This is a genomic window from Sphingomonas sp. PP-CE-1A-559, from assembly GCF_004340965.1.
In the GTDB taxonomy this organism is placed as follows: Bacteria; Pseudomonadota; Alphaproteobacteria; order Sphingomonadales; family Sphingomonadaceae; genus Sphingomonas.
Genome location: NZ_SLYA01000001.1, coordinates 418,474 through 445,349 on the forward strand (window position 1 = coordinate 418,474; position 26,876 = coordinate 445,349).

Annotated in this window: 25 protein-coding genes and 1 tRNA gene; 13 read left to right on the forward strand and 13 right to left on the reverse strand. The window is 64.6% G+C overall.

Translation table 11 applies throughout. From position 1 onward, the window contains the following. Positions 1-14: 14 nt before the first annotated feature. The 4 genes from C8J42_RS01775 (at position 15) to zwf (ending at position 5,707) form a co-directional block, all read left to right on the forward strand. The gene (locus C8J42_RS01775; RefSeq protein ID WP_243644007.1) at positions 15-1,487 is read left to right on the forward strand and encodes an FAD-binding oxidoreductase; all 1,473 of its coding nucleotides are present in this window, start codon (positions 15-17) and stop codon (positions 1,485-1,487) included. A gap of 62 nt (positions 1,488-1,549) precedes the next feature. Then, positions 1,550-2,335, forward strand: a complete 786-nt coding sequence (locus C8J42_RS01780; RefSeq protein ID WP_133018709.1) for a SapC family protein — start codon at positions 1,550-1,552, stop codon at positions 2,333-2,335. Between the two features lie 238 nt (positions 2,336-2,573). Next, on the forward strand, positions 2,574-4,127 hold the full coding sequence (locus C8J42_RS01785; RefSeq protein WP_207897044.1) for a sodium:proton antiporter: 1,554 nt from the start codon (positions 2,574-2,576) through the stop codon (positions 4,125-4,127). An 83-nt stretch (positions 4,128-4,210) separates the two neighbouring features. Further along, positions 4,211-5,707, forward strand: a complete 1,497-nt coding sequence (zwf, locus tag C8J42_RS01790; RefSeq protein ID WP_243644009.1) for a glucose-6-phosphate dehydrogenase — start codon at positions 4,211-4,213, stop codon at positions 5,705-5,707. A gap of 151 nt (positions 5,708-5,858) precedes the next feature. Here zwf and C8J42_RS01795 read toward each other — a convergent pair whose 3' ends face one another. From C8J42_RS01795 to C8J42_RS01805, 3 genes are all read right to left on the reverse strand, one after another. After that, positions 5,859-6,146: a hypothetical protein gene (locus C8J42_RS01795; protein ID WP_056047554.1), complete on the reverse strand. Its 288-nt coding sequence runs from the start codon at positions 6,144-6,146 to the stop codon at positions 5,859-5,861. A gap of 52 nt (positions 6,147-6,198) precedes the next feature. Beyond that, the gene (locus C8J42_RS01800; RefSeq protein ID WP_056047557.1) at positions 6,199-6,429 is read right to left on the reverse strand and encodes a hypothetical protein; all 231 of its coding nucleotides are present in this window, start codon (positions 6,427-6,429) and stop codon (positions 6,199-6,201) included. Positions 6,430-6,517: 88 nt separating this feature from the next. Then, complete coding sequence (locus tag C8J42_RS01805) at positions 6,518-8,899, reverse strand: hypothetical protein (protein WP_243644011.1); 2,382 nt, start codon at positions 8,897-8,899, stop codon at positions 6,518-6,520. 132 nt (positions 8,900-9,031) lie between these two features. On the opposite strand from C8J42_RS01805, the gene C8J42_RS01810 reads away from it, so the two are divergent. Both C8J42_RS01810 and C8J42_RS01815 read left to right on the forward strand, forming a co-directional pair. After that, positions 9,032-10,303: an amidohydrolase family protein gene (locus C8J42_RS01810; RefSeq protein ID WP_133018713.1), complete on the forward strand. Its 1,272-nt coding sequence runs from the start codon at positions 9,032-9,034 to the stop codon at positions 10,301-10,303. A gap of 286 nt (positions 10,304-10,589) precedes the next feature. Further along, positions 10,590-12,005 carry a hypothetical protein gene (locus tag C8J42_RS01815; RefSeq protein ID WP_133018714.1) on the forward strand — a complete coding sequence of 472 codons (1,416 nt, stop codon included), beginning with the start codon at positions 10,590-10,592 and terminating at the stop codon, positions 12,003-12,005. Positions 12,006-12,466: 461 nt separating this feature from the next. Here the strand turns inward: C8J42_RS01815 and rplL are convergent, their stop codons facing one another. The 7 genes from rplL to C8J42_RS01850 all read right to left on the reverse strand — a co-directional run bounded on the left by rplL (position 12,467) and on the right by C8J42_RS01850 (position 17,200). Then, positions 12,467-12,841 carry a 50S ribosomal protein L7/L12 gene (rplL, locus tag C8J42_RS01820; RefSeq protein ID WP_056047577.1) on the reverse strand — a complete coding sequence of 125 codons (375 nt, stop codon included), beginning with the start codon at positions 12,839-12,841 and terminating at the stop codon, positions 12,467-12,469. Between the two features lie 64 nt (positions 12,842-12,905). Then, complete coding sequence (rplJ, locus tag C8J42_RS01825) at positions 12,906-13,421, reverse strand: 50S ribosomal protein L10 (protein WP_055879768.1); 516 nt, start codon at positions 13,419-13,421, stop codon at positions 12,906-12,908. Between the two features lie 277 nt (positions 13,422-13,698). After that, the gene (locus C8J42_RS20295) at positions 13,699-13,836 is read right to left on the reverse strand and encodes a hypothetical protein (RefSeq protein ID WP_207897045.1); all 138 of its coding nucleotides are present in this window, start codon (positions 13,834-13,836) and stop codon (positions 13,699-13,701) included. A 548-nt stretch (positions 13,837-14,384) separates the two neighbouring features. Further along, the gene (rplA, locus tag C8J42_RS01835) at positions 14,385-15,077 is read right to left on the reverse strand and encodes a 50S ribosomal protein L1 (RefSeq protein WP_056047582.1); all 693 of its coding nucleotides are present in this window, start codon (positions 15,075-15,077) and stop codon (positions 14,385-14,387) included. A gap of 4 nt (positions 15,078-15,081) precedes the next feature. After that, the gene (gene rplK, locus C8J42_RS01840) at positions 15,082-15,513 is read right to left on the reverse strand and encodes a 50S ribosomal protein L11 (protein ID WP_056047586.1); all 432 of its coding nucleotides are present in this window, start codon (positions 15,511-15,513) and stop codon (positions 15,082-15,084) included. Positions 15,514-15,684: 171 nt separating this feature from the next. Continuing rightward, complete coding sequence (locus C8J42_RS01845; RefSeq protein WP_133018716.1) at positions 15,685-15,969, reverse strand: hypothetical protein; 285 nt, start codon at positions 15,967-15,969, stop codon at positions 15,685-15,687. Beyond that, a complete protein-coding gene (locus C8J42_RS01850; RefSeq protein ID WP_133018717.1) occupies positions 15,959-17,200 on the reverse strand; it encodes an EAL domain-containing protein in 1,242 nt (413 codons plus the stop codon). Before C8J42_RS01850 ends, C8J42_RS01845 begins: the two co-directional genes overlap by 11 nt. Before the next feature lie 574 nt (positions 17,201-17,774). On the opposite strand from C8J42_RS01850, the gene C8J42_RS01855 reads away from it, so the two are divergent. From C8J42_RS01855 to C8J42_RS01865, 3 genes are read left to right on the forward strand one after another with little or no spacing between them, the layout of a single operon-like run. Continuing rightward, entirely contained in the window at positions 17,775-18,554 is a 780-nt protein-coding gene (locus C8J42_RS01855) for a hypothetical protein (RefSeq protein ID WP_243644014.1), read from the forward strand. Between the two features lies 1 nt (position 18,555). After that, on the forward strand, positions 18,556-19,713 hold the full coding sequence (locus tag C8J42_RS01860) for a M48 family metallopeptidase (RefSeq protein ID WP_133018718.1): 1,158 nt from the start codon (positions 18,556-18,558) through the stop codon (positions 19,711-19,713). A gap of 11 nt (positions 19,714-19,724) precedes the next feature. Then, positions 19,725-20,318: a hypothetical protein gene (locus tag C8J42_RS01865; protein WP_133018719.1), complete on the forward strand. Its 594-nt coding sequence runs from the start codon at positions 19,725-19,727 to the stop codon at positions 20,316-20,318. A 305-nt stretch (positions 20,319-20,623) separates the two neighbouring features. On the opposite strand, the gene nusG is transcribed toward C8J42_RS01865, so the two are convergent. The 3 genes from nusG to C8J42_RS01880 all read right to left on the reverse strand — a co-directional run bounded on the left by nusG (position 20,624) and on the right by C8J42_RS01880 (position 21,987). Further along, complete coding sequence (gene nusG / locus C8J42_RS01870; RefSeq protein ID WP_055872668.1) at positions 20,624-21,160, reverse strand: transcription termination/antitermination protein NusG; 537 nt, start codon at positions 21,158-21,160, stop codon at positions 20,624-20,626. Positions 21,161-21,173: 13 nt separating this feature from the next. Continuing rightward, positions 21,174-21,371: a preprotein translocase subunit SecE gene (gene secE / locus C8J42_RS01875; RefSeq protein ID WP_056486886.1), complete on the reverse strand. Its 198-nt coding sequence runs from the start codon at positions 21,369-21,371 to the stop codon at positions 21,174-21,176. A 539-nt stretch (positions 21,372-21,910) separates the two neighbouring features. Beyond that, a tRNA-Trp gene (locus C8J42_RS01880) sits at positions 21,911-21,987 on the reverse strand. A gap of 156 nt (positions 21,988-22,143) precedes the next feature. Here C8J42_RS01880 and C8J42_RS01885 point away from each other — a divergent pair. The 4 genes from C8J42_RS01885 to fusA all read left to right on the forward strand — a co-directional run bounded on the left by C8J42_RS01885 (position 22,144) and on the right by fusA (position 26,706). Further along, positions 22,144-23,157 (forward strand): alpha/beta hydrolase, encoded by a 1,014-nt coding sequence (locus tag C8J42_RS01885; protein ID WP_133018720.1) that lies wholly within the window; start codon positions 22,144-22,146, stop codon positions 23,155-23,157. A gap of 413 nt (positions 23,158-23,570) precedes the next feature. Next, positions 23,571-23,942, forward strand: coding sequence for a 30S ribosomal protein S12 (gene rpsL, locus C8J42_RS01890; protein ID WP_010164594.1), 372 nt, complete (start codon positions 23,571-23,573; stop codon positions 23,940-23,942). 49 nt (positions 23,943-23,991) lie between these two features. Continuing rightward, positions 23,992-24,462: a 30S ribosomal protein S7 gene (rpsG, locus tag C8J42_RS01895; protein ID WP_031393769.1), complete on the forward strand. Its 471-nt coding sequence runs from the start codon at positions 23,992-23,994 to the stop codon at positions 24,460-24,462. Between the two features lie 147 nt (positions 24,463-24,609). Beyond that, on the forward strand, positions 24,610-26,706 hold the full coding sequence (gene fusA, locus C8J42_RS01900) for an elongation factor G (protein ID WP_133018721.1): 2,097 nt from the start codon (positions 24,610-24,612) through the stop codon (positions 26,704-26,706). The last annotated feature ends 170 nt before the right edge of the window (positions 26,707-26,876 follow it).

Consider the following 26,876-nt stretch of genomic DNA (forward strand, 5'->3'; position numbering starts at 1 on the left):
CTAGCGCCGCGTACATGGCCGAAATTCAGTCAGCAATCCTGACGCCTTCGCAGGCGGCAATGCTCGAATCGCTCTCCTCGCATCTCGACGCGAAGGCGATCGTCACCGACCCCGCCGATATCGATCCCTGGCTGCACGATTGGCGCGGCCGCTTCCACGGCGCCGCGCCCGCAATGCTCGCGCCGACCTCGACCGCCGAGGTCGCGCTGATCGTCGCGGCGGCCGCCAAGCACCGCGTGCCGCTGGTCGCGCAAGGCGGCAACACCTCAATGGTCGGCGGCGCGACCGCCCCCGCCGACGGCAGTGCGCTGATTCTGTCGCTGCGTCGCCTGAACCGCATCCGCAGCCTTGATGCCGACGCCGGGCTCGCCATCGCTGAGGCCGGCGTAATCCTCGCCGACCTAGACGGCGCTGCGCAAGGGGAGGGCTGGCGCTTCCCGCTGACGCTCGGCGCGCGTGGCACGGCGACGATCGGCGGCCTCGTCTCGACCAACGCCGGTGGCACGCAGGTCCTCAAGTTCGGTACGATGCGCGGCCTCGTCGCAGGCGTCGAGGCGGTGCTCGCCGATGGCAGCATCTACGACGGCCTGTCCGCACTCAAGAAGGACAACCGCGGTTACGATCTCGACCAGCTTTTCATCGGCGCGGAAGGCACGTTGGCGATCGTCACCGCCGCCACCCTTCGCCTCGCCCCCGCAATCGCAGCGCGTGGCACGGCCTGGGTTGGTATCGGCTCGCCTCAGGCCGCGCTGAAACTCCTGCGGACGATGCAGGCGAAGACCGACGCGATCGAAAGCTTCGAGATTCTCCCCGCCGAGTCGCTCGACGCCGCCATCGCGCACCTCCCGAACGCCCGCGCACCGCTCGCCGGCCGCCACCCCTGGCACCTCCTGATCGAGGCGACCTCGGCCACCACCGAAGGCGAATCCCCAACCGCGCTGCTCGAACGCCTGCTCGGCAAAGCCCTCGAAGACGGCGCGATCGAAGACGCGACGATCGCCACCAGCGAAGCCCAGTCGCAGGCGTTCTGGCTGCTCCGCGACTCGCTCTCCGCCGCCGAACGCGCGCTCGGCCCCGCAACGCAGCACGACATCTCGATCCCCGTCGAGACGATGCCGCGCTTCATGATCGAGGCGGCGGGGGCGTGCGACGCGCGCTTCCCCGGCACGCATGCGAGCGGCTTCGGCCATCTCGGCGACGGCAACGTCCATTTCCACGTCCGCGCCGCCCCCGGCACCGACCCCGCGCACTGGTATGCCGAGGACGCGCCGGTGGTGACCCGTTTCGTCGGCGATCTCGTGACCGCGGCCGGGGGCTCGATCTCGGCGGAGCACGGCATCGGCCAGATGAAGCGCGACGAACTCGAACGACTCTCGTCGCCCGCACGCATGATGGCGCTCAGGGCGATCAAATCCGCGCTCGATCCGCTCGGCATCCTCAACCCCGGTAAGCTCGTCACACTTGCACGCCCGCCCGGCGCACCATAGAGCCTCGCCCCAATCGGTGGCATGAGCCACCGGCATTTCGACCGACCGATCCGGAGAGTAACATGGCCAGCACCGCCCAGCTTCCGCTTTTCTATAATGGCCTCGAGCCGCTTTCGAGCGACACGCACGCGAACTACAAGGTCCGCCCGCAGGACAGCGCGCCGTTCCTGGTCGGCCAGCACGCGATCCCGATCACCGTCGACGAGTTTCCGCTGGTCCAGCGCCACATGCCGATCGTCTTCTCGGTCGGCGACGACGCGATCCCGCTCGCGCTGATGGGCCTGAACGAGGGCGTCAACGTGTTCGTCGGCGAAGACGGCAAGCTGACCGAGAACACGTTCTACGTACCCGCCTATGTCCGCCGTTACCCATACATGCTCGCGCGCCTGCACCCGGAAGCACAGGAACTGTCGCTCTGCTTCGACCCGACTTCGCAGGCGATCGGTGATTTCGAGGACGGCGATGCGCTGTTCGAGAACGGCCAGCCGACCGAGCTGACCAAGAACATCCTCGGCTTCAACGAGTCGTTCGAACAGGCTGGCGCCCGCACGCAGAACTTCATGAACGAGCTGCGCGAACTCGAACTGCTGATGGACGGCGAAGTCACGATCCAGCCCGATGGCGCCGAGCAGCCGTTCGTCTATCGCGGCTTCCAGATGATCAACGAAGAGAAGCTGATCGACCTGCGCGGCGACGCGCTGCGCAAGATGAGCAAGTCGGGCATGCTCCCGCTGCTGTACGCACACCTGTTCTCGCTGTCGTTGATGCGCGACATCTTCGCGCGCCAGGCGCAGCTCGGCATGACCCCGCAGCAGCAGATGCCGGCACCGGCGCAGTTCAACGTCTGATAGCGAAGCCGGGAGGTCGCGAAAATTATTTGGGGTGCGGTGCAGCAGGGGTTGAACCAAAACGGCGCTCACCCATTTAGATCCTGTACGGCATCGTGTCCCCCCCTTTCGCGGCGCCGTACGGGACGCTTCTAGCGTCCCTCCTCCCTGAACCTAGGCCACTCCGTGCGACATGCACGGGGTGGTTTTTTTTGGCCTCCGCGATGCGCCGGGCCCGTCCGCTCCTCCCACCCGTTGCGTGCCCGTGGAATTATTCGAAAGCCTCGACGTCATCCTGCTCGCCGCGCTGGTCCTGCTGGTCCTCGCGCGCAAGTTGAACGTGCCGTATCCCACCTTGCTGGCGGTGGCCGGGATCGCCTTTGCCGCATTGCCGTTCGCCCCGAAGATCACGGTCGAGCCGCATCTGGCGCTGGCCTTGTTCATCGCACCCGCGCTGCTCCACGCTGCGTATCACACGAGCCCGCGCGCCTTGCGGCGACACTGGTTTCCACTGCTGAGCCTCGCCGTGTTCGCGGTACTCGTCACCGCCGCGGCGGTTGCACTGGTCGGCGTGACGCTAGGTGGTTTACCGCTCGCCGCCGCGTTCGCCTTGGGTGCGATCGTCGCACCGCCCGATGCAGCTGCATCGGAAGCGGTGCTCGGTAAAGTCGGCATCCCGCGCCGCGGCCTGTTGCTCCTCCAGGGCGAGAGCCTTCTCAACGACGCCACGGCGCTGTTGTTGTTCGGGCTCGCGGTGGCCTTCGCGACGCATTCCGACACGCCGGTGACGCCGCTCGCGCTCGCCGCGGCGGTGCCCGGCGGGATCGTCCTTGGCGTTATCGCCTCGTGGCTGTATCTCCGCGTGACGCCGCTGTTTGCGCGGACGCTCGGCGCGAGCCTCGCCGATTTCGCGGTGACGTTCGGGATATGGCTGCTCGCCGAGCGGCTGCATATCTCGCCGGTGCTCGCGGTCGTCACGTTCGGGATGATCGTGTCGCAGCGCCGCCCGATCGGCCAGCCCGCGCGCGATCGGTTGCAGGGCGCGGCGGTATGGTCGGCGGCGGTCCTCGTCCTCAACATCATCGCGTTCGCGCTGATGGGGCTGCAATCGCGCGACGTGCTGGTCGGCCTGCCCGCCGCCGAGCGCTGGCCCGCGATCGGGTTCGCCGCCGCGGTGCTGGCAACCGTGCTCGTCACGCGCATCGCGTGGGTGTTCTTCGTACGGTTCGTTGAGGGCGTGATCGCCAACCGATATGCGCCGTCCTGGTTGCCCAAGCCACCGCCGTGGAATGCGTCGATCATCCTGTCCTGGTCGGGTATGCGTGGCCTCCTGACACTGGCGACCGCATTCGCGTTGCCGCGGTCGGTGCCGGGTCGAGACCTGATCGTGCTGGCGGCGTTCGGCGTCGTGATCGGCACGCTGGTGCTACAAGGGCTCACGCTCGGCCCGCTGATCCGGCGTCTAGAACTGGGCGCGGATACCGGCCTCGCCGACGAGATCGCCCCCGCGCGCAAGCGACTGATCGATGCCGGCCTCGCAGTACTGCCGGCGCGCGAAGGCAAGGCGGCGGACGCGCTGCGCTTTCGCTACGGCGCGGCAGGCAAGGTCACCGCTGAGGCCGAAGATCCGCAGGCAACCTCGGAATTTGACGAACTCCACCTCGAGATGATCGCCTGCCAGCGCGTCGTGCTGCACGAGATGCGCGACAAGGGCGAAGTGGCTGAGGACGTCTATCGCCGCTTGCAGGAGGAACTCGACTGGGCCGAGGTCGACGCGCGCGCGTTCGGGGACAACATCCTCACGGCGACCTGAGGGCGCGCGCGGAACATCGGCATGCGCTACGCTGTTTGAGAGAACCACCGCAGAAAGGGTCGATGCATGTCCGAGGCGAATTCGTGAGCAAGTCCGTGAAGCCCGCCCCGCCGAAGACGCTCGTGATCTTCGGCGCCTTTGGTGACCTGACCCGCCGCTTGCTGATGCCGGCACTGATCAACATGACCCGGCTCGGGCTGGTCGGTAATGATTTCCATGTGCTCGGCGTCGGCATCGACGAAGGAAACGACCAGTCGTTGCGCGAGGCGCTTGGCAGCTTCGATGCGAAGGGCGAGGGCGATGGCGAGAAGGGCGACGCCTGGGCGCGGCTCAAGGACCGGGTTGGCTATCTCCAGGGCGATTTCACCAAGGACGACGTCTTCGAGCAACTCAAGGCCCGGGTGAACGGCAACGTCGCGTTTTACTTCGCGGTGCCCGCCAAGTTCTTCGGCACGATCGTCGACAAGCTCGCCGACCACGGCCTGATGGCAGAGACGCCGCATGGCTTCCGCCGGATCGCGATCGAAAAGCCGTTCGGCCACGACCTCGCCTCCGCCCGCGATCTCAACGCACGCATCCTCGCCCGCGTGTCCGAGGCACAAATCTACCGGATCGATCATTTCCTCGGCAAGGAAACCGTCCAGAACATCATGACCGCGCGGTTCGCGAACATGATGATCGAGCGCGTCTGGAACTCGGACTGCATCGCACACGTCCAGATCACCGCCGCCGAGACGGTCGACGTCGGCACGCGCGGCAAATTCTACGACGGCACCGGCGCGCTGCGCGACATGGTCCCCAACCACCTGTTCCAGCTGCTCGCGATGGTCGCGATGGAGCCGCCCGCGAGCTTCGATGCCGAGGCGATCCGCAACGAAAAGGGCAAGGTCCTCAAGGCCGTCCGCGTCTATTCGCCCGGCAAGGCGAAGCGCAACGGCGTCCGCGGCCAGTATACCGCTGGCAAGGTGAAGGGGGTGGATGTCCCCGCCTACACCGCCTCGCCCGACGTCGCGCCGGACAGCCGGACCGAAACCTATGTCGCGCTGAAGCTGATGGTCGACACGTGGCGCTGGGCAGGCGTGCCGTTCTACCTACGCACCGGCAAGGCGATGACGTGTCGCGATACCGAGATCGCGATCACCTTCAAGCCGGTCCCGTTCGCGTCGTTCCCCGGTGCCGCCGCCGACATGCTGCCGCCCAACCGCCTGATCATCCAGATCCAGCCCGACGAGGGGCTGAGCATGGACATCAACATCAAGCGACCCGGCCTCGAAGTCGCAACCGCGCCGATCGCGCTCGATTTCCGGTATGCCGATGAATTCGATATCGGTCACCTGACCGGGTACGAGTCGCTGATCTACGACCTGTTCGTCGGCGACCAGACGCTGTTCCAGCGGGCGGACGCGATCGAGGCGGGCTGGGCCGCGGTGCAGCCGTTCCTCGACCTCTGGGCGCATGACGCCGCCATGCCGGAACCGTACGAGGCGGGCACGCTCGGACCTGCCGCGGCGGATGCACTGCTCGCACACGACGACCACACCTGGCACGAACTCGCCCCCGCGGGCCAGACCGTCCCGTAACACCTAACCGCTAGTTAGGCGCCACCCCGGCGAAGGCCGGGGCCCAATTGGGGAACGTCGCTAACGAGGGGCTGCGCTCCGTTATGCCGACTTTGCCAATTGGGCCCCGGCCTTCGCCGGGGTGGTATTTTTATTCATATGCGATTCGTGCTCAAACCCGCTCGGTCAGCTCGATCTCGCCCTCGACTTCCATCTCGTCCTCGTCGCCCATTTCGTCCATGTCGGGCATCGTGAAGTCGGCCTTCCAGTCATAGACCTTCTCGACCCCGCCCTGCACCCAGACGCGCACCGCGCCAGACGTGATCTCGCCGCCCATTGCGCCGACGAAATCCGCGACCAGCGAATCCGCCGCATCCTCGTGATCGGTCGCGCCGGGGATCGTCGCGGCGGTCATTTCTTCATCGAGTTCGATGATCTGCGCCCAATATTGCTTCGCCATGTGATGCTCCTGCGTAGATGAAAGGCCGTCAGCCGGGGTATATGAGACGCCGTCAGCCGGCGGTGATGATAGGGTGATCCTCGCGCAGCCGGTCCGCCAGCCGCTCGACCGCGTCGACCTCGCTCGCGCTGCCCGACGGGGTCACCGCCCAGTTGCAATGCGCGTGCGTCGCGAGGCTGTAGACCTTCACGTCGCCGACGATCAGCCGCCACCGCCGCCGGTCGCCGCTATTGTACCGGACGAGGTTGGTGACGAACAGGCTCTGGAGATCCGATGCGGTCATCCGCGCCCCATAGCGACAATCGCCCGCCCGCCGCCACCGCAAACGGGCCAGCGATGGTGACTACTGATCGCGTACCAAGCGGGAAACGCTAAGAACCGACCGCGATCGACGCCGTCACGCCCGGATCGTCCCGCAGCCGCAGGAACAGCGTTCCGCCGACCGGCTTCGGCACCGCGAGCGAAGCCCCGGTGAACCCGTTCGGCACGCGAACCGCGTCGGCAAACCCAGCATTCGCCGCGATCGACTCGATCAGGAACAGGTCGCTCCCGGTCAGCGTACAGGTCTCCTTGCACGCGACCCCCGCCAATGCCGGCGTCCGCACCAGCGTCGTGAGCGGCACCCAATCCCCCGCAACGCCGCCTTGCACCAGTCGCCATTTGAGCGGCCCATGCGCGGAAACTCCGAGCGCCTTGCCTGGCTCCACCGACACTACTGCGATCCGGTCGTCCTGCACCGTCAGCCCGCGCCCCGACGTGACACTGGTCGTCATCGCGCCATCCGCCGTCGCGATCTCGACACTGTCGCCGGCAGAAAATCGTGTTCCCTCCGCACGCAGCGAGAAGGTCAGGCGGGCATCCTGCGCGATAGCCGTATCACCGGCCAGCACGACCGGCAGGCCAGGGGAGGGGGGCGCCACCACGCTCTTGGCGATCAGCGTAGCCTTGGGCCGCGCCGCGGCGACGGTGAACTTCACCGACCGCTTCCGTCCATCGGTCAGCGTCACGAGCGCCGTCTTCGTCTGGCCAGCAGCGAACGTCGGCACCGTACCCGCCGCCAGCGCCAGTCGATCCGCCTTGTCCGCCCGCACAACGTCGCCCGGCTTGAACGCGACCCCGTCGATCGTCATCGACGCCACCAGATCGAGCCGCGTCCCACTCAACGTCCCAGACGCATCGCCGGCATACAGCGTCAGACCATCGATCCGCCCTGCCTCGGCGAGTGCGGTCAACGCGATCTTGTCCGGCGCCTCGACCCCGTATTGCTTCACAAGGAGCGACAATTTCCCCGGCGCAGCCTTAGCCAACGGCAAGGTCAACCCGATACGCTCGCCGGTCGACGTCCACGCGAGCGGCACGTCGCCCGCAGCACTGACCAATGTCACCGACTCCACGCAACTCGGCGTCGGCCCCGCCAGCGAGACCGGATTGTCGCGCCCGACCACGAGACTCTCGGGGTCGGTATCGACCATCTGCCACCCACCGGCGCGCGGCACCTGCAACCGAAACCGTGGCCCGTCGAACGGCGTGAAGCCCCAGCGGCCGTGCAACGTCGCATCGGTCACGCTGCTCAACCCCGCGGTCTGCATTCCGACCTGGTCGAGCACATATCCGCCGCGCTCCGCATCCGCCTGCACCGGTAGTTCGACCACGCCCCCCTGCGGCGTCGTCACCCGCAAGCTCATGTCATGCGCGAACTTGGTCGCATAGATCAGCGGCGCGCCCTCGACCGGCAACACCAGATCGGGCTTGGCCGCACACGCAAGCCGGTCGGCCTCCGCCCGCCGCATCGTCGGCGTCTGCGGTGCGCCCGTCTCGATCACCGGCATCGCCACGACCATCACCGACTTGGGGCTGGCGAACGACGGCGCCGCGTTCAGCAACAGCGCCAGCCGATCGTCGTGCGCCCGCGCCAGTGCCGGAATATACCGGAACTGCGTCGTCTGGAACGCGCCGAAGATCTTCGCCAGATCGCGGACCACGCCGATATACGGGCTGTAATAGCCAAGCCCGCCCTCCGGCGTCGCGCTCAGTTGTAGCGCCAGATCGGTCGGCGCCCCCACCAAGGTATCCGCCAGCGTCGAACTCTGACCATCCGCCAGCACCAGCGAATCACGGCTCTGCGTCAGGCAGGAGGCTTGCAGGTCCGCCGCGAGATCGAGGCATTCCGCCTTCAGCTTGATCGCCAGGCTCCGCGACAACAATGGCGAGACCGCCTCGATCCGCTCCGGCCGCGTCCGCTCCAGCGCATGGATCCCATCGAGGAACGCATCGAGCCGCGCGCGATCCAGCGACGCCTGGTCGAGATCCTGCACCGCGCGCACGAACGCCCCCGGCTGCTTGCGTACCGCCGACACGACGGCATCGAACCCGCCGCTTTCGGGCACCAGGAACACCACCAGTTGCCGCGCGCCCTCCGGTACCGCCAACGCCAGCGCGTTCTTCTTCGCCTTCCACGTCTCGGCCTTGAAGAACCACGATTTCGGCGGCGGCTCGGTCGCGCCGCGCAGGAACGCCGCGACCAGCAGATAGCGCGCGCCGTCGTCCTTCTTGCCGACGGCAAGGTCCGCCGCGATCGACACGCGGTCGCCGGTCGCGAGCCTCGGCACCTGCGCGATCGGCAACGTCGTCGTCCCATGCGTCACGCCGACGCGCAGGCTGGGCCCGGTCAGGTCGAACGGTGCCGGATCGGCGCGCGCAGCCAAGGGCACCAGCGCAGCAGCCAGCGCGCAGAACGGAAGAAATCGAAGCATCATCACGGGCGATCTCGTCGTCGGAAGCATCACAGATGGCCTGTACCGGTGTCGATAATAGGGCAAGATGCGGCACTTGCCCGATCGGCCGCGGTACCGCACACAGCGCGTAACACGGGGAAGGGGACCTACATGATCGCGCGCATTCTCATCGCGACGCTACTCGCGACGACCACCGCCAATGCCGATGCGAAGACCGTCGTCGTTACCGCAGCGCACATGATCGACGTCCTTGCCGGCAAGCGCGTCGACAACCCGCAGGTGACGATCGTCGACGGCCGTATCACCGCGGTCGGGCGCAAAGGCGATGCCGTGCCCGCCGGTGCCGAACGCGTCGATCTGGGCGAGCGGACGCTGCTCCCCGGCCTGATCGACATGCACGTCCACCTGACCAGCGATCCGACGCTCAGCGGTTACCGCCAGCTCGAATTCACCGACAATTTCTGGACCGTCGTCGGCGTCGCCAATGCGCGCAAGACGCTCGACGCAGGCTTCACCACCGTGCGCAACGTCGGCTCGGCCAATTATGACGACGTCGCGCTGAAACAGGGGATCGAGCGCGACTATGTTCCCGGCCCACGCATCGTCCCCGCCACCTACGCGCTCGGCGCGACCGGCGGGCACTGCGACGCGACCGAGTTCCCGCCCTCGGTCCAGGTGCCGCACCCGCAGATCGCCAACACGCCCGACGAGTTTCGCGGTGCCGTGCGGACGATCCGCAAATACGGCGCCGAGGTGGTGAAGGTCTGCATGACCGGCGGCGTCCTCTCGAAGACCGACGCCGTCGGCGCGCAACAGATCAGCCTCGCCGAGATCAAGGCGATCGTCGAGGAAGCGCATATGCTCGGCATGAAGGTCGCGGTCCATGCGCACGGCGCGGAGGGCATCAACGACGCACTGCGCGCGGGCGTCGACACGATCGAACACGCCAGCCTCGCCGACGCCGAATCGTTCCGGTTGGCCAAGGCGAGCGGGGCGTGGTTCGACATGGATATCTACGACGACGACTATATCCTCGCCGAAGGTGCAAAGAATGGCGTCTTCCCCGAAAGCCTGGAGAAGGAGCGTCAGGTCGGTCTGAAGCAGCGCCAGACTTTCCGCGCCGCGCATGCCGCTGGGGTCAAGATGCTGTTCGGCACCGACGGCGGGGTCTACCCCAACGGCAACAACGCGCTCCAGTTCGCCAAGATGGTCGAATGGGGCATGACGCCGATGGAGGCGATCCAGGCCGCCACCTCCAGTGCCGCGATCGCGTTGGCCAGAACGACGGACGTCGGCGCGATCCAGCCGGGCAGGTTCGGCGATCTCGTCGCGATCGACGGCGATCCGCTCGCCGATGTCCGCCAGTTGGAACACCCCGTCTTCGTGATGAAGGGCGGCGCAGTGGTCGTATTGCCGAAGTAAAAGAGGCCTCCTAATCCTCCCCCGCAAGGGGGAGGTGGCTGGCACTTGCCAGACGGAGGGGGAGGTAAGGGACGCGCCCTGCTCCGTGTCCTGTCCCCTCCGACACCCGCGGCGACACCGACCGCTGGCAAGGTAGGGTGCAGTCAACCGACGCCCGGCCGCTCACACGCCACCAACGTTTCACCGCTACCCAGAAGCAGCTCGTCGCATCACGGGTTGCCGTCGGGTCACGTTCAGCCTCCCCCGACCACAACGCCGCGACGACCGCGCGCAGGGGATTTCGACGATGACGACCGACCGCGGGGCGCTGGCCGCCCTGCTCGCCACCATGACCGTCCTGGCCACAGCGACCCCGGCGGCCGCGCAAACCGAGTCGGCCGCACCCGTGCGCGGCCTGGAGCGCCTCCAAACCCCCGGCACGCAGGCGAACCCCGACGCCACCGCGATTCCAGTGCCCGCCGCGCCGACGATCGTCCTGCCGAACACCACGCCCGCTCCACGTCGCACCCCGCGATCGAGTGCTGTGGCAAAGCCAGCCACGGATCGTGCGACTACGAAACGCGAAGGGGTGGATCGCCCGACGACCGAAGCGTCGGCGCGCGAACGAGTAACCACCCGGACGACGCCGGAACAAACGACCCGACCGCGCGCCCCGGACGACGAGTCGACGCGTCCGCCGACATCGGCCGAACCGGCGCCCGTCGCCACGCCCACGTCCGACCCCGCTCTCCAATCGTCGCCATTGCAGACCCCGACCACCGAGGTGGCGCCGCAATCCTCCGCACCGCAACCCACCGCGTCGGTGCCAGCAACGACGCCGGCCTCAACCCCGGAATCCACCCTCTCGACGCCGGAAAAGGGCAGCGCGATGCCGTTGTGGCTTTCGCTGACGGCGATTGTCGTGGTTCTCGGCGCGCTGTGGGCGCTCCGCCGCAAGCCGCGCAGCCACCGGTACGACAGCGTCGAACCCAAAGCCTATGTCGAGCCGACTCCGCCGCCCGTTGCCGCGAAGCCGGTCGTTGCCCAGCCTATTGCTCCCCAGCCAGTCGCCCCCAGGCCGGTCGTCTCCGAACCGGCCGAAACCCCGGCGGCCGTCACCCCTGCCACAGCATCTGCGGTCGCACCCGTGGCTGCCGTGCCAATGGCCGCGCCCAAATTTCTCGAGCCCAAGGGCAAGGTGCCGCCCACGCCGCCAGTCGCCGCGCGTGCCCGACTGACCTGCGAACTGCGTCCGTTGCGCGCGGGTCTCAACCTGCTGAGCGCGACCGTCGAGTGCGAGCTTGTCGTGACCAACACGGGCACCGCATCGGCCGAAGCGATCCGTACCGGCGTCGCGTTGCTCACCGCGCACGCCGATCAGGATCAGGACCTTGCGCAGTTCAACGCGGCGCCCGTCATGCGGCCCGTCGCCCCGCCGTTCACGCTGGCGCCGGGCGAAACGCGGACGATCCGTACCGTGACGGCGATCGCGCGCGAGGTGATCCGCACGATGACCGCGGCCAACCGCCCGATGTTCGTGCCCGTCGTCGCGACCAACATCCTGTACGTGACGGCTGGCGACGAGGCGCAGGCGGCGCGCGCGTGGGTGGTTGGCATCGAGCGCGTGGACTCCGCCAAGCTGGCGCCGTTCTGGCTCGATGCGCCTGCACGGATGTACACGACGGTTGCCGCGCGGCCGCATGCGGTAACGTTCGATCGGTAGGTGAGGGGCTCGCGCGGCGTGCTGACCTTCGACACCCGGTCATGTCCTTGCTTCGAGCGGTAACACCGGGCGTACACGTAAAACTTGTTTCCCCGCGAAGGCGGGGACCCAGACTGGGCTCCCGCCTTCGCGGGAGAGCAATGCCGCGGTTGCGGCGGAGGCTGGACAGTGCAGCTATGCCGCAAAAGGCTGACTGCTTTGGTCCGACGCCCATCACTACGCGCGCGACTGGTTGCGGAACCTTGGATGCGCATCGGAACCGGCGTGAAGCGAGCCCTGCTGGAATGAGCAACGCGATATTCCCGCACAACAAAAAAGGGCGACCCCATCGCTGGGGCCGCCCTTTTTTAGCTGCGGCCAGCAGGGGCAAAGCCCCTGCTTCGTCGGCCGGCATGAATGCCGCCGGCCGGCCTTGCGGAGAGACGATTTAGCCTGCGCTAAATCGTCTCTCCAGCTGCGGCTTACTTGACCTCGACGGTCGCGCCAGCTGCTTCGAGCTGAGCCTTGATCTTGGCTGCCTCGTCCTTCGACACGCCTTCCTTGACGGCCTTGGGAGCCGACTCGACCAGCGTCTTGGCTTCGGTCAGGCCGAGCGCGGTGATCGCACGGACTTCCTTGATGACGTTGATCTTCTTGCCACCGTCGCCGGTCAGGATGACGTCGAATTCGGTCTGCTCTTCTGCTGCAGGAGCAGCGGCGCCGCCGCCTGCTGCCGGTGCTGCGACCGCTGCTGCGGCCGAAACGCCCCACTTCTCTTCGAGCAGCTTCGAAAGCTCAGCTGCTTCGAGAACGGTCAGTTCGCTCAGGCTCTCAACGAGCGCGTTCAGGTCTGCCATGATAAATCTCCATCTCGGGGCTCGTGCCCCATCAGTTCAAAAAGGTAACGAAAGGCCTGCAAGATCAGGCGGCTTCCTTCTCCGCGTAGGCGGAAAGCACGCGCGCGAGCTGCGCTGCCGGAGCCTGCGTGATCGTTGCCAGCTTCGTGGCGGGTGCCACGATGAGGCCAACGATCTTGGCACGCAGTTCATCCAGCGAGGGCAGCGTTGCGAGCGCCTTCACACCGTCGACGTCGAGGGTCGTCGCGCCCATCGCCCCACCCACGATTTCGAACTTGTCGTTCGTCTTCGCGAATTCCACGACCACCTTGGCGGCCGCGACGGGATCGATGGAGCTGGCCAGACCGACCGGACCCGTGAGCATGTCGCCCAGCGAGCTGTAGTCGGTGCCGTCCATTGCGATCTTGGCAAGCTTGTTCTTCGAGACCTTGTAGGTCGCGCCGGCGTCGCGCATCTTGTTCCGCAGCACAGTGGACTGTGCGACGGTCAGGCCGAGGTTGCGCGTGACAACGACGACGCCGACCTCGGAAAAGGTACGGTTCAGCTCGGCTACGGCCGCGGTCTTTTGATCACGATCCATGCCATTCTCCACGTTTTATCGGGCTGTCCGCCGAAACGAACGACCCGGTTACTACCGGAGGCGCAGACAAGCCCGCGCTTCCGGGTGTCTCGTCGATGGGGCATGGGAGAGGGCAGGCGCACGAGGCGCTCCGCAAAATCTCATTCCCCGTCTAGGTGGGAGATTAAGCACCGGCAAACCCGCTGCACCCACTGTCTCGGACGGAGTTCGACGAGCAAGCCCGCCGAACGAAGCCGCGCCTTAGCGGAATTGGCGGGGGAGTCAATTGCCGAGAGGGTCAGGCGTCGAGGTATAGCCCGGTATCCGCGCCATCGAGCCGGCGCATGCGGGCCGCCGCCAGGATGTCGGGCGGCATCAGGCGGGCGTTGATGCCGATCCGGTCGATCGCGGGGTCGACCTTGGTCCAATGCGTCACGCATCCGCATTCGCTGCAGCGATGGAAGCGTAATGTCTTGGCACCCCAACTATAGATGTCGATCGGAACGGATGCTGCGACGCGTACTTCGCTGGCCCGGTAATAAGCCCACAGGACTCCATAACGCCGACAGATCGAGCAGTTGCAGTCGGCTACCCATTCAGGCGGTAGGTCGGCGGACAGCGTTACCGCGCCACAGTGGCAGGAAGCTTCGATCATGAATTGATCTGTGGCTCAGAATTGCGGGGCATTCACGCGTTTTTGCAAATCCCGTCATCCTGACGAAAGTCAGGATCCAGAGCCATTAGGAGTAACGTCTGTAACCCTGGATCCTGACTTTCGTCAGGATGACGGAAGCGGGGGGTAGGGGCGGCGATCTTCATCGAACGGCCGATATGGCGCGCGCGCAAAAAGGGCCGGGATCGCTCCCAGCCCTTCTTAACTTTTAGCGGCGAGACGGGAGTAAATCCCGTCCTCGTCGGTCGCGGTTGCCCGCGCCGGCCGGGCGCTCGCCGTCTCGTGGCCAGCTTTCGCTAGCCACGTGCGGCTTACGCGCCAGCAACCTCGGTCGTGTCGACCTTGATGCCTGCACCCATGGTCGACGAGATCGCGACCTTCTGGACGTACTTGCCCTTGGCGCCGGTCGGCTTGGCCTTGACCACTGCGTCGACCAGTGCGTCGAAGTTCGCGCGCAGGTCTTCCGCCGGGAACGACGCCTTGCCGATGCCCGAGTGGATGATGCCGGCCTTCTCGACGCGGTATTCGATCTGGCCGCCCTTGGCTGCCTGGACGGCGGCCGCGACGTTCATCGTCACCGTGCCGAGCTTCGGGTTCGGCATCAGGCCCTTCGGACCCAGCACCTTACCGAGGCGACCGACGATGCCCATCATGTCCGGGGTCGCGATGCAGCGATCGAAATCGATCGTGCCACCCTGGATGATTTCCATCAGGTCTTCGGCGCCGACGACGTCTGCGCCTGCTGCGAGGGCCTCTTCAGCCTTCGCGCCGCGGGCGAACACGCCGACGCGGACGGTCTTGCCGGTGCCCTTGGGCAGCGTGACGACGCCGCGGACCATCTGGTCTGCGTGACGCGGATCGACGCCCAGGTTCAGCGCGACTTCGATCGTCTCGTCGAACTTCGACGTGGCGCCCGACCGTGCGAGACCGATGGCCTCGTCGATGCCGTGCAGCTTGACGAGGTCGACCGTGACGGCCTTCTGCTTCTTGCTCAGCTTAGCCATGATCTCAGCCCTCCACCACTTCGAGGCCCATTGCGCGGGCGCTGCCTTCGATGATCTTCGTCGCAGCGTCGATATCGTTGGCGTTGAGGTCCTTCATCTTCGTCGTGGCGATCTCGCTCAGCTGGCTGCGCTTGATCGTGCCGGCGACGACCTTGCCCGGCTCCTTCGAACCCGACTTGAGACCAGCGGCCTCCTTGATCAGGTACGATGCTGGCGGGGTCTTGGTCTCGAACGAGAACGAGCGATCCGCATAGACCGTGATGACGGTCGGGATCGGCATGCCCTTCTTCAGTTCGCTCGTGCCGGCGTTGAACGCCTTGCAGAACTCCATGATGTTCACGCCGCGCTGACCCAGCGCAGGCCCGATCGGCGGCGCGGGCTTTGCCTCGCCTGCAGGCACCTGCAGCTTGATGTATCCGGTAATCTTTTTAGCCATGTCACTCTCTTTATGTGAGCCTAGCGGTGATGGCGGCCGTCTCGCAACAGCCTCCCGCAAATTCCATCAATGAAGGTGGAAGCCGGCGCGCATAGCCGAAAACGCGGGGCGCGGCAACCGGCGTTCGCGTCGTCGCGCGGAGGCCGAGGAGGCTGCGCGATCGACCGCGGTTTATTCGAAGACGTCGACTGGCCAGGCGATCTGCTTGGCTGCGGCGTAACAGGCCGACCGCGTGGCGTATCCATCGGAATAGCTGATCAGCCCGCCAGCCTCGTGAAACAACAACCAGGCCCAGGCACCTGCGAGCACGAGGGGTGGCGAAAGGTCGAGCCCCTCGACCTCACGGAGTTCGAGCCGCATCGAGGGCCGCTCACCTTCGACCGGGTTCGTGGGGACGGACTCAGCCTCGTCGAGTGTCCGGCCTATAAAGCGGCCGAACCTGTTGTCAGGCACCATGATGGGGTACGATCGATTCAATCGGCACGGGTTTTCCCCAGTAAAAGCCTTGCCCACAATCGGCACCGAGCGATTTCGCCAGGACGAGGTCGTCGGCGGTCTCGATGCCCTCGATGACCGTTCCGATCGACCGGCTTCGGCAATAATCGATGATTTCCTTCAGCAGCGACGGCGGGAACTCGCCCTTGCGGCACTTCTGGAAGATCTTCCGGTCGATCTTGACCTCGGACACCGGCAGGTCGGAAATGCGATCAAAGTTGGTCGCGCCCTTGCCGAAATCGTCGAGCGAGATGGGTATGCCCATCGTGCCAAGCTCGCGCATGTTTTCCAGCAGGCGACCGTCGAGTCCTGAATAACTGATCTCGGTGAGTTCGATCCCGAGCATGCCGGGGGCGACATGATGGCGTCGCAGCAGGATCGGCATCGCGGCGAGGAAATCCGGATGCGCGAGCACTGCGGCGCTGCAGTTCACCGCGATAGGCACAGGCCTGCCCTCGGCCTCCAGCGCCGCGAGCAGGCGGGCCGCCGCTTCTATCGCAAGCGACGTCGCCGCGACCTCCAGCGAGAGGATCGTCGACGGTGCGAAGATATGCTCCGGGTTGAGCGACGGTCGATTGCGCAACCGCGTGAGTGTTTCGTAGCCGGCGATGCCGTCGTCGTGCAGGTTGCGTTTCTCATGGAATTCATGCGTGAGATTGGGCAGCAACCGGCCTTGCTGGATCAGCCACGAGAGGAAATGACGGTCGCCGGTGTCGCCGTCATGCGGTTGCCGGACGATATGGGCCAGGCGGTCGACGATGTCCTGCGCGGAATAGGGCGTGTCGAGCCAGTCGACATGACCGATGCCGGACTGTTCTGCGAGGGCGATAGCGTCGGGGAAATGCACGCTTGGCCGTAACAGCGTCAGCGTCCCGGAAAACTGTTCTTTATCCAATAAGGCGATGAACGCGTGACGATTGCCGATCGAGGCATCCGGGTTCATCACGATCAGATCCGGTTGAAACGCCAGCCCGGCACGTTCTTCGCTGGCCATGCCGATCCACGCGGTTTTGTGGCCCATCTCTTCGAGTTCACGATGAACGCCATTGTGCGCCGCATTTTCAAGATCGAGAAACAAGACGCGATGACCGGCCCCGGGTAAATCCGGGGAAAGACGACTCCCCGCACTGGCCGAGCGTAAGTGATCGCCACGCAAGGACGATGTTTTCAGGGCCGTGTTCGTCAAGGGCATCAGTCATTTCCTGTAGGCGGATCGCTGAATACGGTTGCATGCGAGTCAAGCTGGTCATGGGGTACATAGAGTTTGCCGAATACGCCGGTCATCATATACGAAAGCGTACTGGCAACTATGCAACGTCTTATACGTGGACTGTCCTACAAGTGTTAGCGCTATATGATTGATGATGGTTAATCGAGCCTTAATGCGAATCATGCGGTTTGGGTCGACAACGAGGACGTAAGACAACTCAATGATAATGAACAAATCTATGACAGTTGGAGTGACCCGCCCGGCATATTACGATTGAAATATATTTTCGTTGTCGACTGATATTGCGGCGCAAGTAAAACGATCGAAGCAACGCGGGTCATGTTCGGGGCATCGCTTTCTATCCAGCGATCATATCGGCCAAGACCTTATCGAATGGCCGGGATGGGTGTGACGTGCAGATCATGCGTATGGATGAGCGCGACGGAGCGGGGACTTGAAAGCACTCATTTTGAACCGAATAATTCTCGGCCGATTGACGCTTCCAACTCTAGTATCACCGGGAATCGGATGGGGGCATCCGATAACAGGGGTGGATATGATCACTTTGTGCCGTGCGACGCTGGTCGCGCTGATGCTGGCGGTTTCGGCGATCGCGCCTGCGTATGCGCAGGAGAAGACGGGACTAAAACCTGGTTTTGTCCTTGCGCCCGGCACCGCGCGGATCGTCCTCATGCGGCCGTCGATCCGGGTCGGCGCGCAGTCGACGGGCGGGATGTACGAGCCGAACGCCGACTGGACGGATCAGGCGAAGGAGAACATCGCCACCGCGCTTGCGAAGGCGCAGACCGGGCTCGGCAACAGTGTCGTCGGGTATGTCGATCCGGTCGGTGCGGGTTCGGCCAAGGTCGCGGAGTATCAGGAATTGTTCGGCGCGGTTGCGTCGTCGGTGATCGAGTATCAGTTCTTCAAGGGCAACCGCTTGCCGACCAAGAAGCGCAAGGACCAGTTCGAATGGGGGCTTGGCCCCGACGTCCGCACGCTGCCTGGGCTCGATAAAGCGGACTATGCGCTGTTCATCACCACCGAGGATCATTTCGGCTCGACCGGGCGAAAGATGCTGCAAGTCTTTGCGGCGATGGCACGCGTTCCGATCACTGCGGGCGTCCACAAGGGCTTTGCCGGACTCGTCGATCTTCGCACCGGAGAACTGGTCTGGCTGAACGCCGACATGCAGATGGGCGGCGATGTCCGCGACGCGGAGGGCGCCGGCAAGCGCGTGAGGCAGTTGCTCGAGGGCTTCCCCGGGAAGCCGGTCGAGGCTCCGGCGACGGTGGCTGCCGTTGCAGCCGCTCCCGCCATCGCCTCGGCGCACTGACATGCGGATTCCGATGGTGGGGCTTTTGCTCGCGACCGCGATCGGTACGTCCGCGCTCGCCGCCGACAAACGCCCGCCGCTACCGACTTACACCCAGGCCTATACCCCAACGACGGTCGACGAGCGCGGGATATGGATGGAGGCGGACGAACGCGAGCGGGTGCAGCGCGACTCCCGGTCGCTGGTCAAGGATCCGGCGCTCAATGCCTATGTCCGCGGCGTGCTGTGCCGGACCGTCGGCGAGGACCGGTGCCGATCTGTCCGGCTCTATATCGACGAGGTGCCGGCGTTCAACGCATACATGACACCAAACGGCGCGATGGTAGTGTGGACCGGACTGTTGCTTCGTGTCCGGAGCGAAGCCGAGTTGGGGGCGATCCTTGGCCACGAGTTCGGCCATTTCGAGCTCCGGCATTCGCTCAAGGACTTCAAGAGCCACCGCACCGGCACCGACGTCATGGCGTGGGCGTCGATTCTCATCCGCAACAGTGCGAACATCCAATACTCCGTGGTGGGCCAGATGTACGCCTTCAGCCGCGACCAGGAACGCGAGGCCGACATGACCGGCTTCCAGTATCTCGCGCGCTCGCAATATCCGTCTTCGGCCGCCGCGGACGTCTGGGAGCACGTCATGGGCGAGGCCGATGCGACCGCGATCGGTCGCAGGGGCAGCGCGCAACACAAATACGTCGCCGGCGTTTTCGCCACCCATCCGACCGACCTCGCACGCGCCACCTATCTCCGCGCCGCGTCGATCGAAGCGCATGGCGTCAAGCCTCCTGTCGTCGACACGCATCAGGCGGCGATGGCGAAATGGCTGCCGGTCTTCCTCAACGACCAGATCAAGCTCAACGATTTCGGCGGTAGCGAGTATCTGCTTGCCAATCTGGCGGACGGTACCGGCTGGACGACGCCGCTGCTGTGCGCCCGCGGCGACCTGTACCGCGAGCGCGGCAATCCGCGCGATCTCGTCAGTGCCGCGCAATTCTACCAGGAGGCGATCGGCAAGGGTGACGCGCCGCCCGAAGCGTATCGCGGCCTGGGCCTGGCGTTGCTCCGCAGCCAGCAAGTCGCCGAAGGCCAGGCCGCGCTCGCGACGTATCTCCGCCTCAAGCCGGCCGCGACCGACGCCGCGCTCATCGCCACGCTGATCTCGTAAGGAGGACGACCATGTCCAGGAAACTCGCCCTGCTTGCCGCAGTCGCAATTCTCGCGTGCGCAGCCCCCGTCGCGGCCGGCAACAAGCTCATCCCCGCCGGCCAGCGCATCGCCGTCGCCAAGTCGGCGATGACGGTGCAGTCGGGCACGGAATGGAACAAGCTGTCCGAGCGCCCCGGTCGCAACGCCGAAACCTGGACGCAGGACGGCGACGAACTGAACGATCTCAGCTTCTATGGCGGCATCGAGTCCGGCAGGCCGCTGTTTCGCGAAGTCGACAAGAAGAACAGGCCGTTGCCGAAGGTCTCGGCGACGATGCTGATCACCGACATCCCGGTGCTGCTCGAAAACAGCTACCGCATCGCGCGCGACGCATCGTCGATGGCGATCGACACGATCGCGCCTATCGAGTTCGCCGGGAGCAAGGGCGTGCGCTTCACCTACACCTTCGCGAAACAGAACGAGACGTTGCAGCGGCGTGGCGAAGCACGCGGCGCGGTGATTGGGGGAAAGCTGTATCTGGTGACGTACGAGGCGCCGAGCTTGTATTACTACGACCGTAGCGCGGCGGCGGCTCGGATGGTGGCGGATAGCGTTCGGTTTTGAGGCGCTTGGATTTGGCTGGGCATCGCCTTGCCGAAGTGCGCTCCTCGGAGCGGGGCGGTCGCCTTACTCCGTCATCCTGACGAAAGTCAGAACCCAGAGCCAAGCAGCGCAGCGTTCCTTAACTCTGGATCCTGACTTTCGTCAGGATGCGGAGCGGGATGTGAGGAGTGGTTTGCGTTCTCAAAGGCGCGACGCGGGAGTAAATCCCGCGTCGTCGGCCGGGCCGGTGGCCCGCCGGCCGGTCGAGACCGTCTCGTGATTAGCCGTTAGCTAATCACGTGCGGCCGTAAGCGCCGCTCTGCGGCTTACTTACTACGCTCGACCTGCTCGAATTCCAACTCGACCGGCGTCGCACGCCCGAAGATCGACACCGAAACCTTGACGCGGCTGCGGTCGAAGTCGAGTTCTTCCACAAGCCCGTTGAAGGTCGCGAACGGGCCGTCGAGGACCTTGACCTGGTCGCCGATCTCGTAGTCGACCTTGACCTTCTGCTTGGGCGCAGCGGCGGCTTCTTCCTTGCTGTTCAGCATCCGCGTGGCTTCCGCCTCGCTGATCGCCTGCGGCTTGCCCATGCTGCCGAGGAAGCCGGTGACCTTCGGCGTGTTCTTCACGAGGTGATACACGTCGTCGTTCATGTTCAGCTTGGCGAGCACGTAGCCCGGCATGAACTTGCGTTCGACCGCGATCTTCTTGCCGCGACGGGCCTCGGTGGTGGTTTCGGTCGGGACTTCGATCTGCTCGACGAGCTGTTCGAGACCCATCCGGGTCGCCTCGGCCATGATCGAGTCGCGGACCTTGCCCTCGAAGCCCGAATAGGCGTGAATGATGTACCAGCGCGCCATGACGGAACCTTGCTTACTGAGCGAGTTTGAGGAGCAGGGAAACGATCGCTTGCAGGATCGAGTCGACGCCGAAGAAGAAGACCGCGAGGATCGTCGTCATGATCACCACCATCACGCCGGTCATGACCGTCTCGCGACGCGTCGGCCACGTGACCTTCGCGGTCTCGTTGCGGACCTGCTGGATGAATTCGAGGGGGGACGTCTTCGCCACGATGTTCTTCGAACCCGCTGATTGAGAAACTGAGATGCGAGACATAGACCCACTAGCCGCTCCCTGTGAAGGGCCGCGGCGACAGGTCCGTTCTCGCTGTCGGAAGCGCGGCAGATAGCTTCCACTCGTCGTGAAAGCAAGTGCGCGGCAGGAGAGGGGTGGGCGTCGTATCGAAAGCGACACAGCGGTGGCCGGGAGAAGTGGCGGGGGAGAGCGCTTGGGTCGCTCTTATCCCCCGCACGATCGTCTTGCCGGTGCCGGTTTGACCGGCGGCTCCGCTCCCACGGTTTCTATTTATCGTTCGGCTTGACGACGGCACCCGAGGTGTACGCCGAACGCAGGCGAAAAAAAAGGCCGGTACGAGACCGGCCATAAAAGTTTTTAGGAGAGGATGCCTGAAAGGCCTGATCGTTGTGCATCGCAGCACATCATAGATCAATTGCGAAAATTGCATTATGGAATGCAGTTTCTGCAATCGCGATGGGCACGCGAAAGCGGCGGGGCAACCGCCGCGATTTTTGCAGGGAATTTGAAGGGGGTGGCAGGAGTGCTCGGATTCGAACCGAGGGCCTTCGGTTTTGGAGACCGACGCTCTAACCAACTGAGCTACACTCCTACACGGACGCGCCCCTTACCCAGCGTTTTCGCGAAGGGCAAGCGTCTCGCGTGCAATTCGTTCGGGAACCATGATCGCGACGATCACGCGTTGGACGATCCGTTATTTGCTCGTTAACCGTAAAGCCGTCTCGTTGGATGTGGGAAGCGTATTACTATGAAGGCGGGATTGATGATGCTGGCGCTGCCGGTCGCGCTGTTGCTCATGGGGGCGGGGCCAGTTCCGCAGGTGTCGGACCTCGGGCCACAGCTCGAACGCTTCACCTATCCGTGGCCGGTCCAGACGATGGAAGTCGATATCGTCGGCAGTCCTGCGCAGATGGCGTTCATGGATATCGCACCACGGCGTCCCAATGGTCGCACGGTCGTGCTGCTCCACGGCAAGAACTTCTGCGGCGCGACCTGGGGCAGTACGGCACGCGCGCTGAGCGAGGTCGGCTACCGGGTGATCGTTCCCGACCAGATCGGCTTCTGCAAGTCGTCCAAGCCCCGCGCGGCACAGTATAGCTTCGAGATGCTGGCGACGTTCACCAAGCGGCTGCTCGAGTCGCGTGGCATCACGCGGGCGACGATCGTCGGGCATTCGATGGGCGGCATGCTCGCGATGCGCTACGCCATTCTCTACCCGGCGTCGGTCGAGAAGCTGGTGCTCGTCAATCCGCTCGGCCTGAAGGATCGCGGCGAGGAGGGCGTGCCCTATACCGACGTCGACACGCTCTGGGCGAACGAGAAGAAGACGAGCTACGCGTCGATCAAGGCGTATCAGCTCGAGAACTATTACCACGGTGTATGGAAGCCGTCCTATGATCGCTGGGTCTGGATGCAGGCGGGCATGTACCAGGGGGCAGGGCGCGACACCGTGGCGCTCGCGCAGGCCAAGACCAGCGAGATGATCAAGACGCAGTCGGTCGCACACGAGCTGTACCGGATCACGCCGTCGACCACCCTAATCGTCGGGACGTTGGACAAGACCGCGTTTGGCCGCGCGCAGGCGCCGGCGAATCTGCGGAAGTTTCTCGAGCCGGTGCCGATGGTTGCGCCGCGGGCGGTGAAGCAGATGCCGAATGCGAACCTGGTGATGCTTGAAGGGCTGGGTCACTCGCCGCAGGTCGAAGACCCTGCGCGATTCGAGAAGACTTTGCTCGCGGTGCTTGGAACACGATCGCGGTAGGAAGAGGGGCGATCCTCCCCCGCCAGGGGGAGGTGGCTGGCTCTTGCCAGACGGAGGGGGAGGAAGGGGTAACGATCGTTACGTGTTCCTCCCCCTCCGTCACCTGCGGTGCCACCTCCCCCTGGCGGGGGAGGATGAGAGAGGTGTCGTCGGCGGACTCGCGTCAGCCATTGTCTCCGCCCACGAAACCAATCACCTACCGCACCCAAACCGATTCCGCCCCGTTGACCCCACCCCCGTCCTGACCTATAGGCGCGGCCTGTTCTTCGGGAGTGTTTCCCGCCGGGCATGCTTGAACATTGCTGGATGCATTCCAGGACCTGAGGGGCGCTCCCGCGTTCCTATGGTCCTTTTTGTATTCTCAGGCGCCTCATGGCTCCAGCAAAGTAACCACTTGAAAGGTGAAGGCTTCAATGCCGACGATCAACCAGCTGGTCCGCAAGGGCCGCGATCCGCAGAAGGCCAAGTCGAAGGTCCCTGCGATGGAAGCAAATCCGCAGAAGCGTGGCGTTTGCACGCGCGTCTACACGACGACCCCGAAGAAGCCGAACTCGGCTCTGCGCAAGGTGGCCAAGGTTCGCCTGACCAACCAGCGCGAAGTCATCAGCTACATCCCGGGCGAGGGCCACAATCTTCAGGAGCATTCGGTTGTCCTGATCCGTGGCGGTCGTGTCCGCGATCTTCCCGGTGTTCGCTACCACGTCCTGCGCGGCGTGCTCGATACACAGGGTGTGAAGGACCGGCGTCAGTCGCGTTCCAAGTACGGCGCCAAGCGTCCGAAGTAAGCCGGTCAGGTATCTGATCATCAAGGCTGAAGTTTAGAAGGAATACAAAATGGCACGTCGTCGTCGTCCCGAAAAGCGGGTCATCCTGCCTGATCCCAAGTTCGGGGATGAGGTTCTGTCGAAGTTCATGAACAGCGTCATGCTGGACGGCAAGAAGTCCGTCGCAGAGCTGATCGTGTACGGTGCATTCGAAACCGTCGAGAGCCGCGCCAAGCGCGATCCGATCGGCGTTTTCCACGATGCGCTGAACAACGTGAAGCCGGGCATCGAAGTCCGTTCGCGCCGCGTCGGTGGTGCAACGTACCAGGTGCCGGTCGAGGTTCGTCCCGAGCGCGCACAGGCGCTGGCTATTCGCTGGCTGATCGGTGCGGCGCGTTCGCGCAGCGAGAACACGATGGCCGCACGGCTGTCGGGTGAGCTGATGGATGCCGCCAACAACCGTGGCAACGCGGTCAAGAAGCGTGAAGATACGCACCGGATGGCGGAAGCCAACCGTGCATTCTCGCACTACCGCTGGTAACAGCGGGCTTCCTGCCGCTGGTAACAGCGGGCTTTGAGGCCTAGCATTGCTATCCGTGTGACGGGCGGTCTTTCGCCTGTCACGCAAACACCTATATATTGGGGAGCCGGCACGTTCGGCTCCCCATATCCTTAAGGAAGCACGATCATGGCCCGCAGCCATCCGCTCGACCGTTACCGCAACATCGGCATCATGGCGCACATCGACGCCGGTAAGACGACGACGACCGAGCGCATCCTCTATTACACCGGCAAGTCCTACAAGATCGGCGAAGTGCACGAAGGCACCGCGACGATGGATTGGATGGAGCAGGAGCAGGAGCGCGGGATCACGATCACGTCGGCTGCGACCACCTGCAAGTGGCGCGCCGAAGAAGGTAAGGGCGAAGAGCACCTTATCAACATCATCGATACCCCGGGCCACGTCGACTTCACGATCGAAGTCGAGCGTTCGCTCCGCGTGCTCGATGGCGCGGTTGCCTGCTTCGACGGCGTTGCCGGCGTCGAGCCGCAGTCCGAGACGGTGTGGCGTCAGGCCGACAAGTACGGCGTGCCGCGCATGTGCTTCGTCAACAAGCTCGATCGCACCGGCGCTGATTTCTACTTCTGCGTCAACTCGATCATCGATCGTCTCGGCGCGCGTCCGGCGGTGCTGTATCTCCCGATCGGCATGGAAGGCGGCTTCAAGGGCCTCGTCGATCTCGTCGAGAACCGCGCGATCATCTGGCTCGAAGAGAGCCTGGGCGCGAAGTTCGAATATGCCGAGATCCCTGAGGATCTGGTCGAGAAGGCCGCGAAGTATCGCAGCGAGCTGATCGAGATGGCCGTCGAGCAGGACGACGCCCTCATGGAGGCGTATCTCGAGGGTAACGAGCCGAGCGTCGCCGACCTCAAGAAGCTGATCCGCAAGGGTACGCTGAGCATGGCGTTCGTCCCCGTCGTTTGCGGTTCGGCGTTCAAGAACAAGGGCGTTCAGCCCCTGCTCGACGCCGTCGTCGATTATCTGCCTTCGCCGCTCGACGTTCCCGCGATCCAGGGTCTGAAGCTCGACGGCGTGACGCCGGACGAGCGTCCTTCGTCGGACGAGGTTCCGTTCTCGGCGCTGGCGTTCAAGATCATGAACGATCCGTTCGTCGGCACGCTGACCTTTGCTCGCATCTACTCGGGCAAGCTGGAGACCGCATCGCAGGTCACCAACTCGGTCAAGGACAAGAAGGAAAAGGTCGGTCGCATGCTGCTGATGCATGCGAACAGCCGTGAGGACATCCAGGAGGCTTTCGCTGGCGACATCGTCGCTCTCGCGGGTCTCAAGGATACCACGACCGGTGACACGCTCTGCGCGATGAACGCACCGATCATTCTCGAGCGGATGGAATTCCCCGAGCCCGTGATCGAGCTGTCGGTGGAGCCGAAGACCAAGGCCGACCAGGAGAAGATGGGCGTCGCCCTCAATCGTCTCGCACGTGAAGATCCTTCGTTCCGCGTTTCTTCCGACCCTGAGTCGGGCCAGACCATCATCAAGGGCATGGGCGAGCTCCATCTCGAGATCCTGGTCGATCGCATGAAGCGTGAGTTCAAGGTCGAGGCGAACGTCGGCGCTCCTCAGGTCGCATACCGCGAGTATCTGAAGAAGCCGGTCGACGTCGACTACACGCACAAGAAGCAGTCGGGTGGTACCGGCCAGTTCGGTCGCGTGAAGGTCAAGGTCACGCCGGGCGAGCGCGGTTCGGGCATCACGTTCAAGGACGAGATCAAGGGCGGCAACATTCCGAAGGAATATCTGCCGGCGATCGAGAAGGGCTTCCGCGAGACCGCTGCTTCGGGTTCGCTGGTCGGCTTCCCGATCATCGATTTCGAGATCGTGCTGTATGACGGCGCGTATCACGACGTCGACTCGTCGGCACTGGCGTTCGAAATCTGTGCACGTGGCGCAATGCGCGAAGTCGCACAGAAGTCGGGCATCACGCTGCTCGAGCCGGTCATGAAGGTCGAAGTCGTTACCCCGGAGGATTACCTGGGCGACGTCATCGGCGACATGAACAGCCGTCGTGGCCAGATCCAGGGCACCGACAGCCGCGGCAACGCGCAGACGGTCGAGGCGATGGTCCCGCTGGCCAACATGTTCGGCTACGTGAACTCGCTCCGTTCGTTCACGCAGGGCCGCGCGCAGTACTCGATGCAGTTCTCGCACTATGACGAAGTGCCGCAGAACGTTGCTGACGAGGTGAAGGCTAAGCTGGCGTAAGCCCGAGGCGCACCGAGCCGGGTTTTCCTGGCTCGGAGACGCCGAAAGGCCGGCCGGCTTCGGTCAGCGACCGAAGTTCGACGACGCGGAATTTACTTCCGCGTCGGCCTCTCCCCAAGCAGGGGCTGGCGCAACGCTTTAACAGCCGCTATTGGGCCGCGTTCGCGCGG

Excerpts from the sequence above, each read along its gene's own strand:
- C8J42_RS01775 (WP_243644007.1), top strand. The coding sequence starts at position 15 with ATGGCCGAAATTCAGTCAGCAATCCTGACGCCTTCGCAGGCGGCAATG.
- C8J42_RS01780 (WP_133018709.1), top strand. The coding sequence starts at position 1,550 with ATGGCCAGCACCGCCCAGCTTCCGCTTTTCTATAATGGCCTCGAGCCG.
- C8J42_RS01795 (WP_056047554.1), bottom strand. The coding sequence starts at position 6,146 with ATGGCGAAGCAATATTGGGCGCAGATCATCGAACTCGATGAAGAAATG.
- C8J42_RS01800 (WP_056047557.1), bottom strand. The coding sequence starts at position 6,429 with ATGACCGCATCGGATCTCCAGAGCCTGTTCGTCACCAACCTCGTCCGG.
- C8J42_RS01805 (WP_243644011.1), bottom strand. The coding sequence starts at position 8,899 with ATGCTTCGATTTCTTCCGTTCTGCGCGCTGGCTGCTGCGCTGGTGCCC.
- C8J42_RS01810 (WP_133018713.1), top strand. The coding sequence starts at position 9,032 with ATGATCGCGCGCATTCTCATCGCGACGCTACTCGCGACGACCACCGCC.
- C8J42_RS01815 (WP_133018714.1), top strand. The coding sequence starts at position 10,590 with ATGACGACCGACCGCGGGGCGCTGGCCGCCCTGCTCGCCACCATGACC.
- rplL (WP_056047577.1), bottom strand. The coding sequence starts at position 12,841 with ATGGCAGACCTGAACGCGCTCGTTGAGAGCCTGAGCGAACTGACCGTT.
- rplJ (WP_055879768.1), bottom strand. The coding sequence starts at position 13,421 with ATGGATCGTGATCAAAAGACCGCGGCCGTAGCCGAGCTGAACCGTACC.
- rplA (WP_056047582.1), bottom strand. The coding sequence starts at position 15,077 with ATGGCTAAGCTGAGCAAGAAGCAGAAGGCCGTCACGGTCGACCTCGTC.
- rplK (WP_056047586.1), bottom strand. The coding sequence starts at position 15,513 with ATGGCTAAAAAGATTACCGGATACATCAAGCTGCAGGTGCCTGCAGGC.
- C8J42_RS01845 (WP_133018716.1), bottom strand. The coding sequence starts at position 15,969 with ATGGTGCCTGACAACAGGTTCGGCCGCTTTATAGGCCGGACACTCGAC.
- C8J42_RS01850 (WP_133018717.1), bottom strand. The coding sequence starts at position 17,200 with ATGCCCTTGACGAACACGGCCCTGAAAACATCGTCCTTGCGTGGCGAT.
- C8J42_RS01855 (WP_243644014.1), top strand. The coding sequence starts at position 17,775 with ATGATCACTTTGTGCCGTGCGACGCTGGTCGCGCTGATGCTGGCGGTT.
- C8J42_RS01860 (WP_133018718.1), top strand. The coding sequence starts at position 18,556 with ATGCGGATTCCGATGGTGGGGCTTTTGCTCGCGACCGCGATCGGTACG.
- C8J42_RS01865 (WP_133018719.1), top strand. The coding sequence starts at position 19,725 with ATGTCCAGGAAACTCGCCCTGCTTGCCGCAGTCGCAATTCTCGCGTGC.
- nusG (WP_055872668.1), bottom strand. The coding sequence starts at position 21,160 with ATGGCGCGCTGGTACATCATTCACGCCTATTCGGGCTTCGAGGGCAAG.
- C8J42_RS01885 (WP_133018720.1), top strand. The coding sequence starts at position 22,144 with ATGAAGGCGGGATTGATGATGCTGGCGCTGCCGGTCGCGCTGTTGCTC.
- rpsL (WP_010164594.1), top strand. The coding sequence starts at position 23,571 with ATGCCGACGATCAACCAGCTGGTCCGCAAGGGCCGCGATCCGCAGAAG.
- rpsG (WP_031393769.1), top strand. The coding sequence starts at position 23,992 with ATGGCACGTCGTCGTCGTCCCGAAAAGCGGGTCATCCTGCCTGATCCC.
- fusA (WP_133018721.1), top strand. The coding sequence starts at position 24,610 with ATGGCCCGCAGCCATCCGCTCGACCGTTACCGCAACATCGGCATCATG.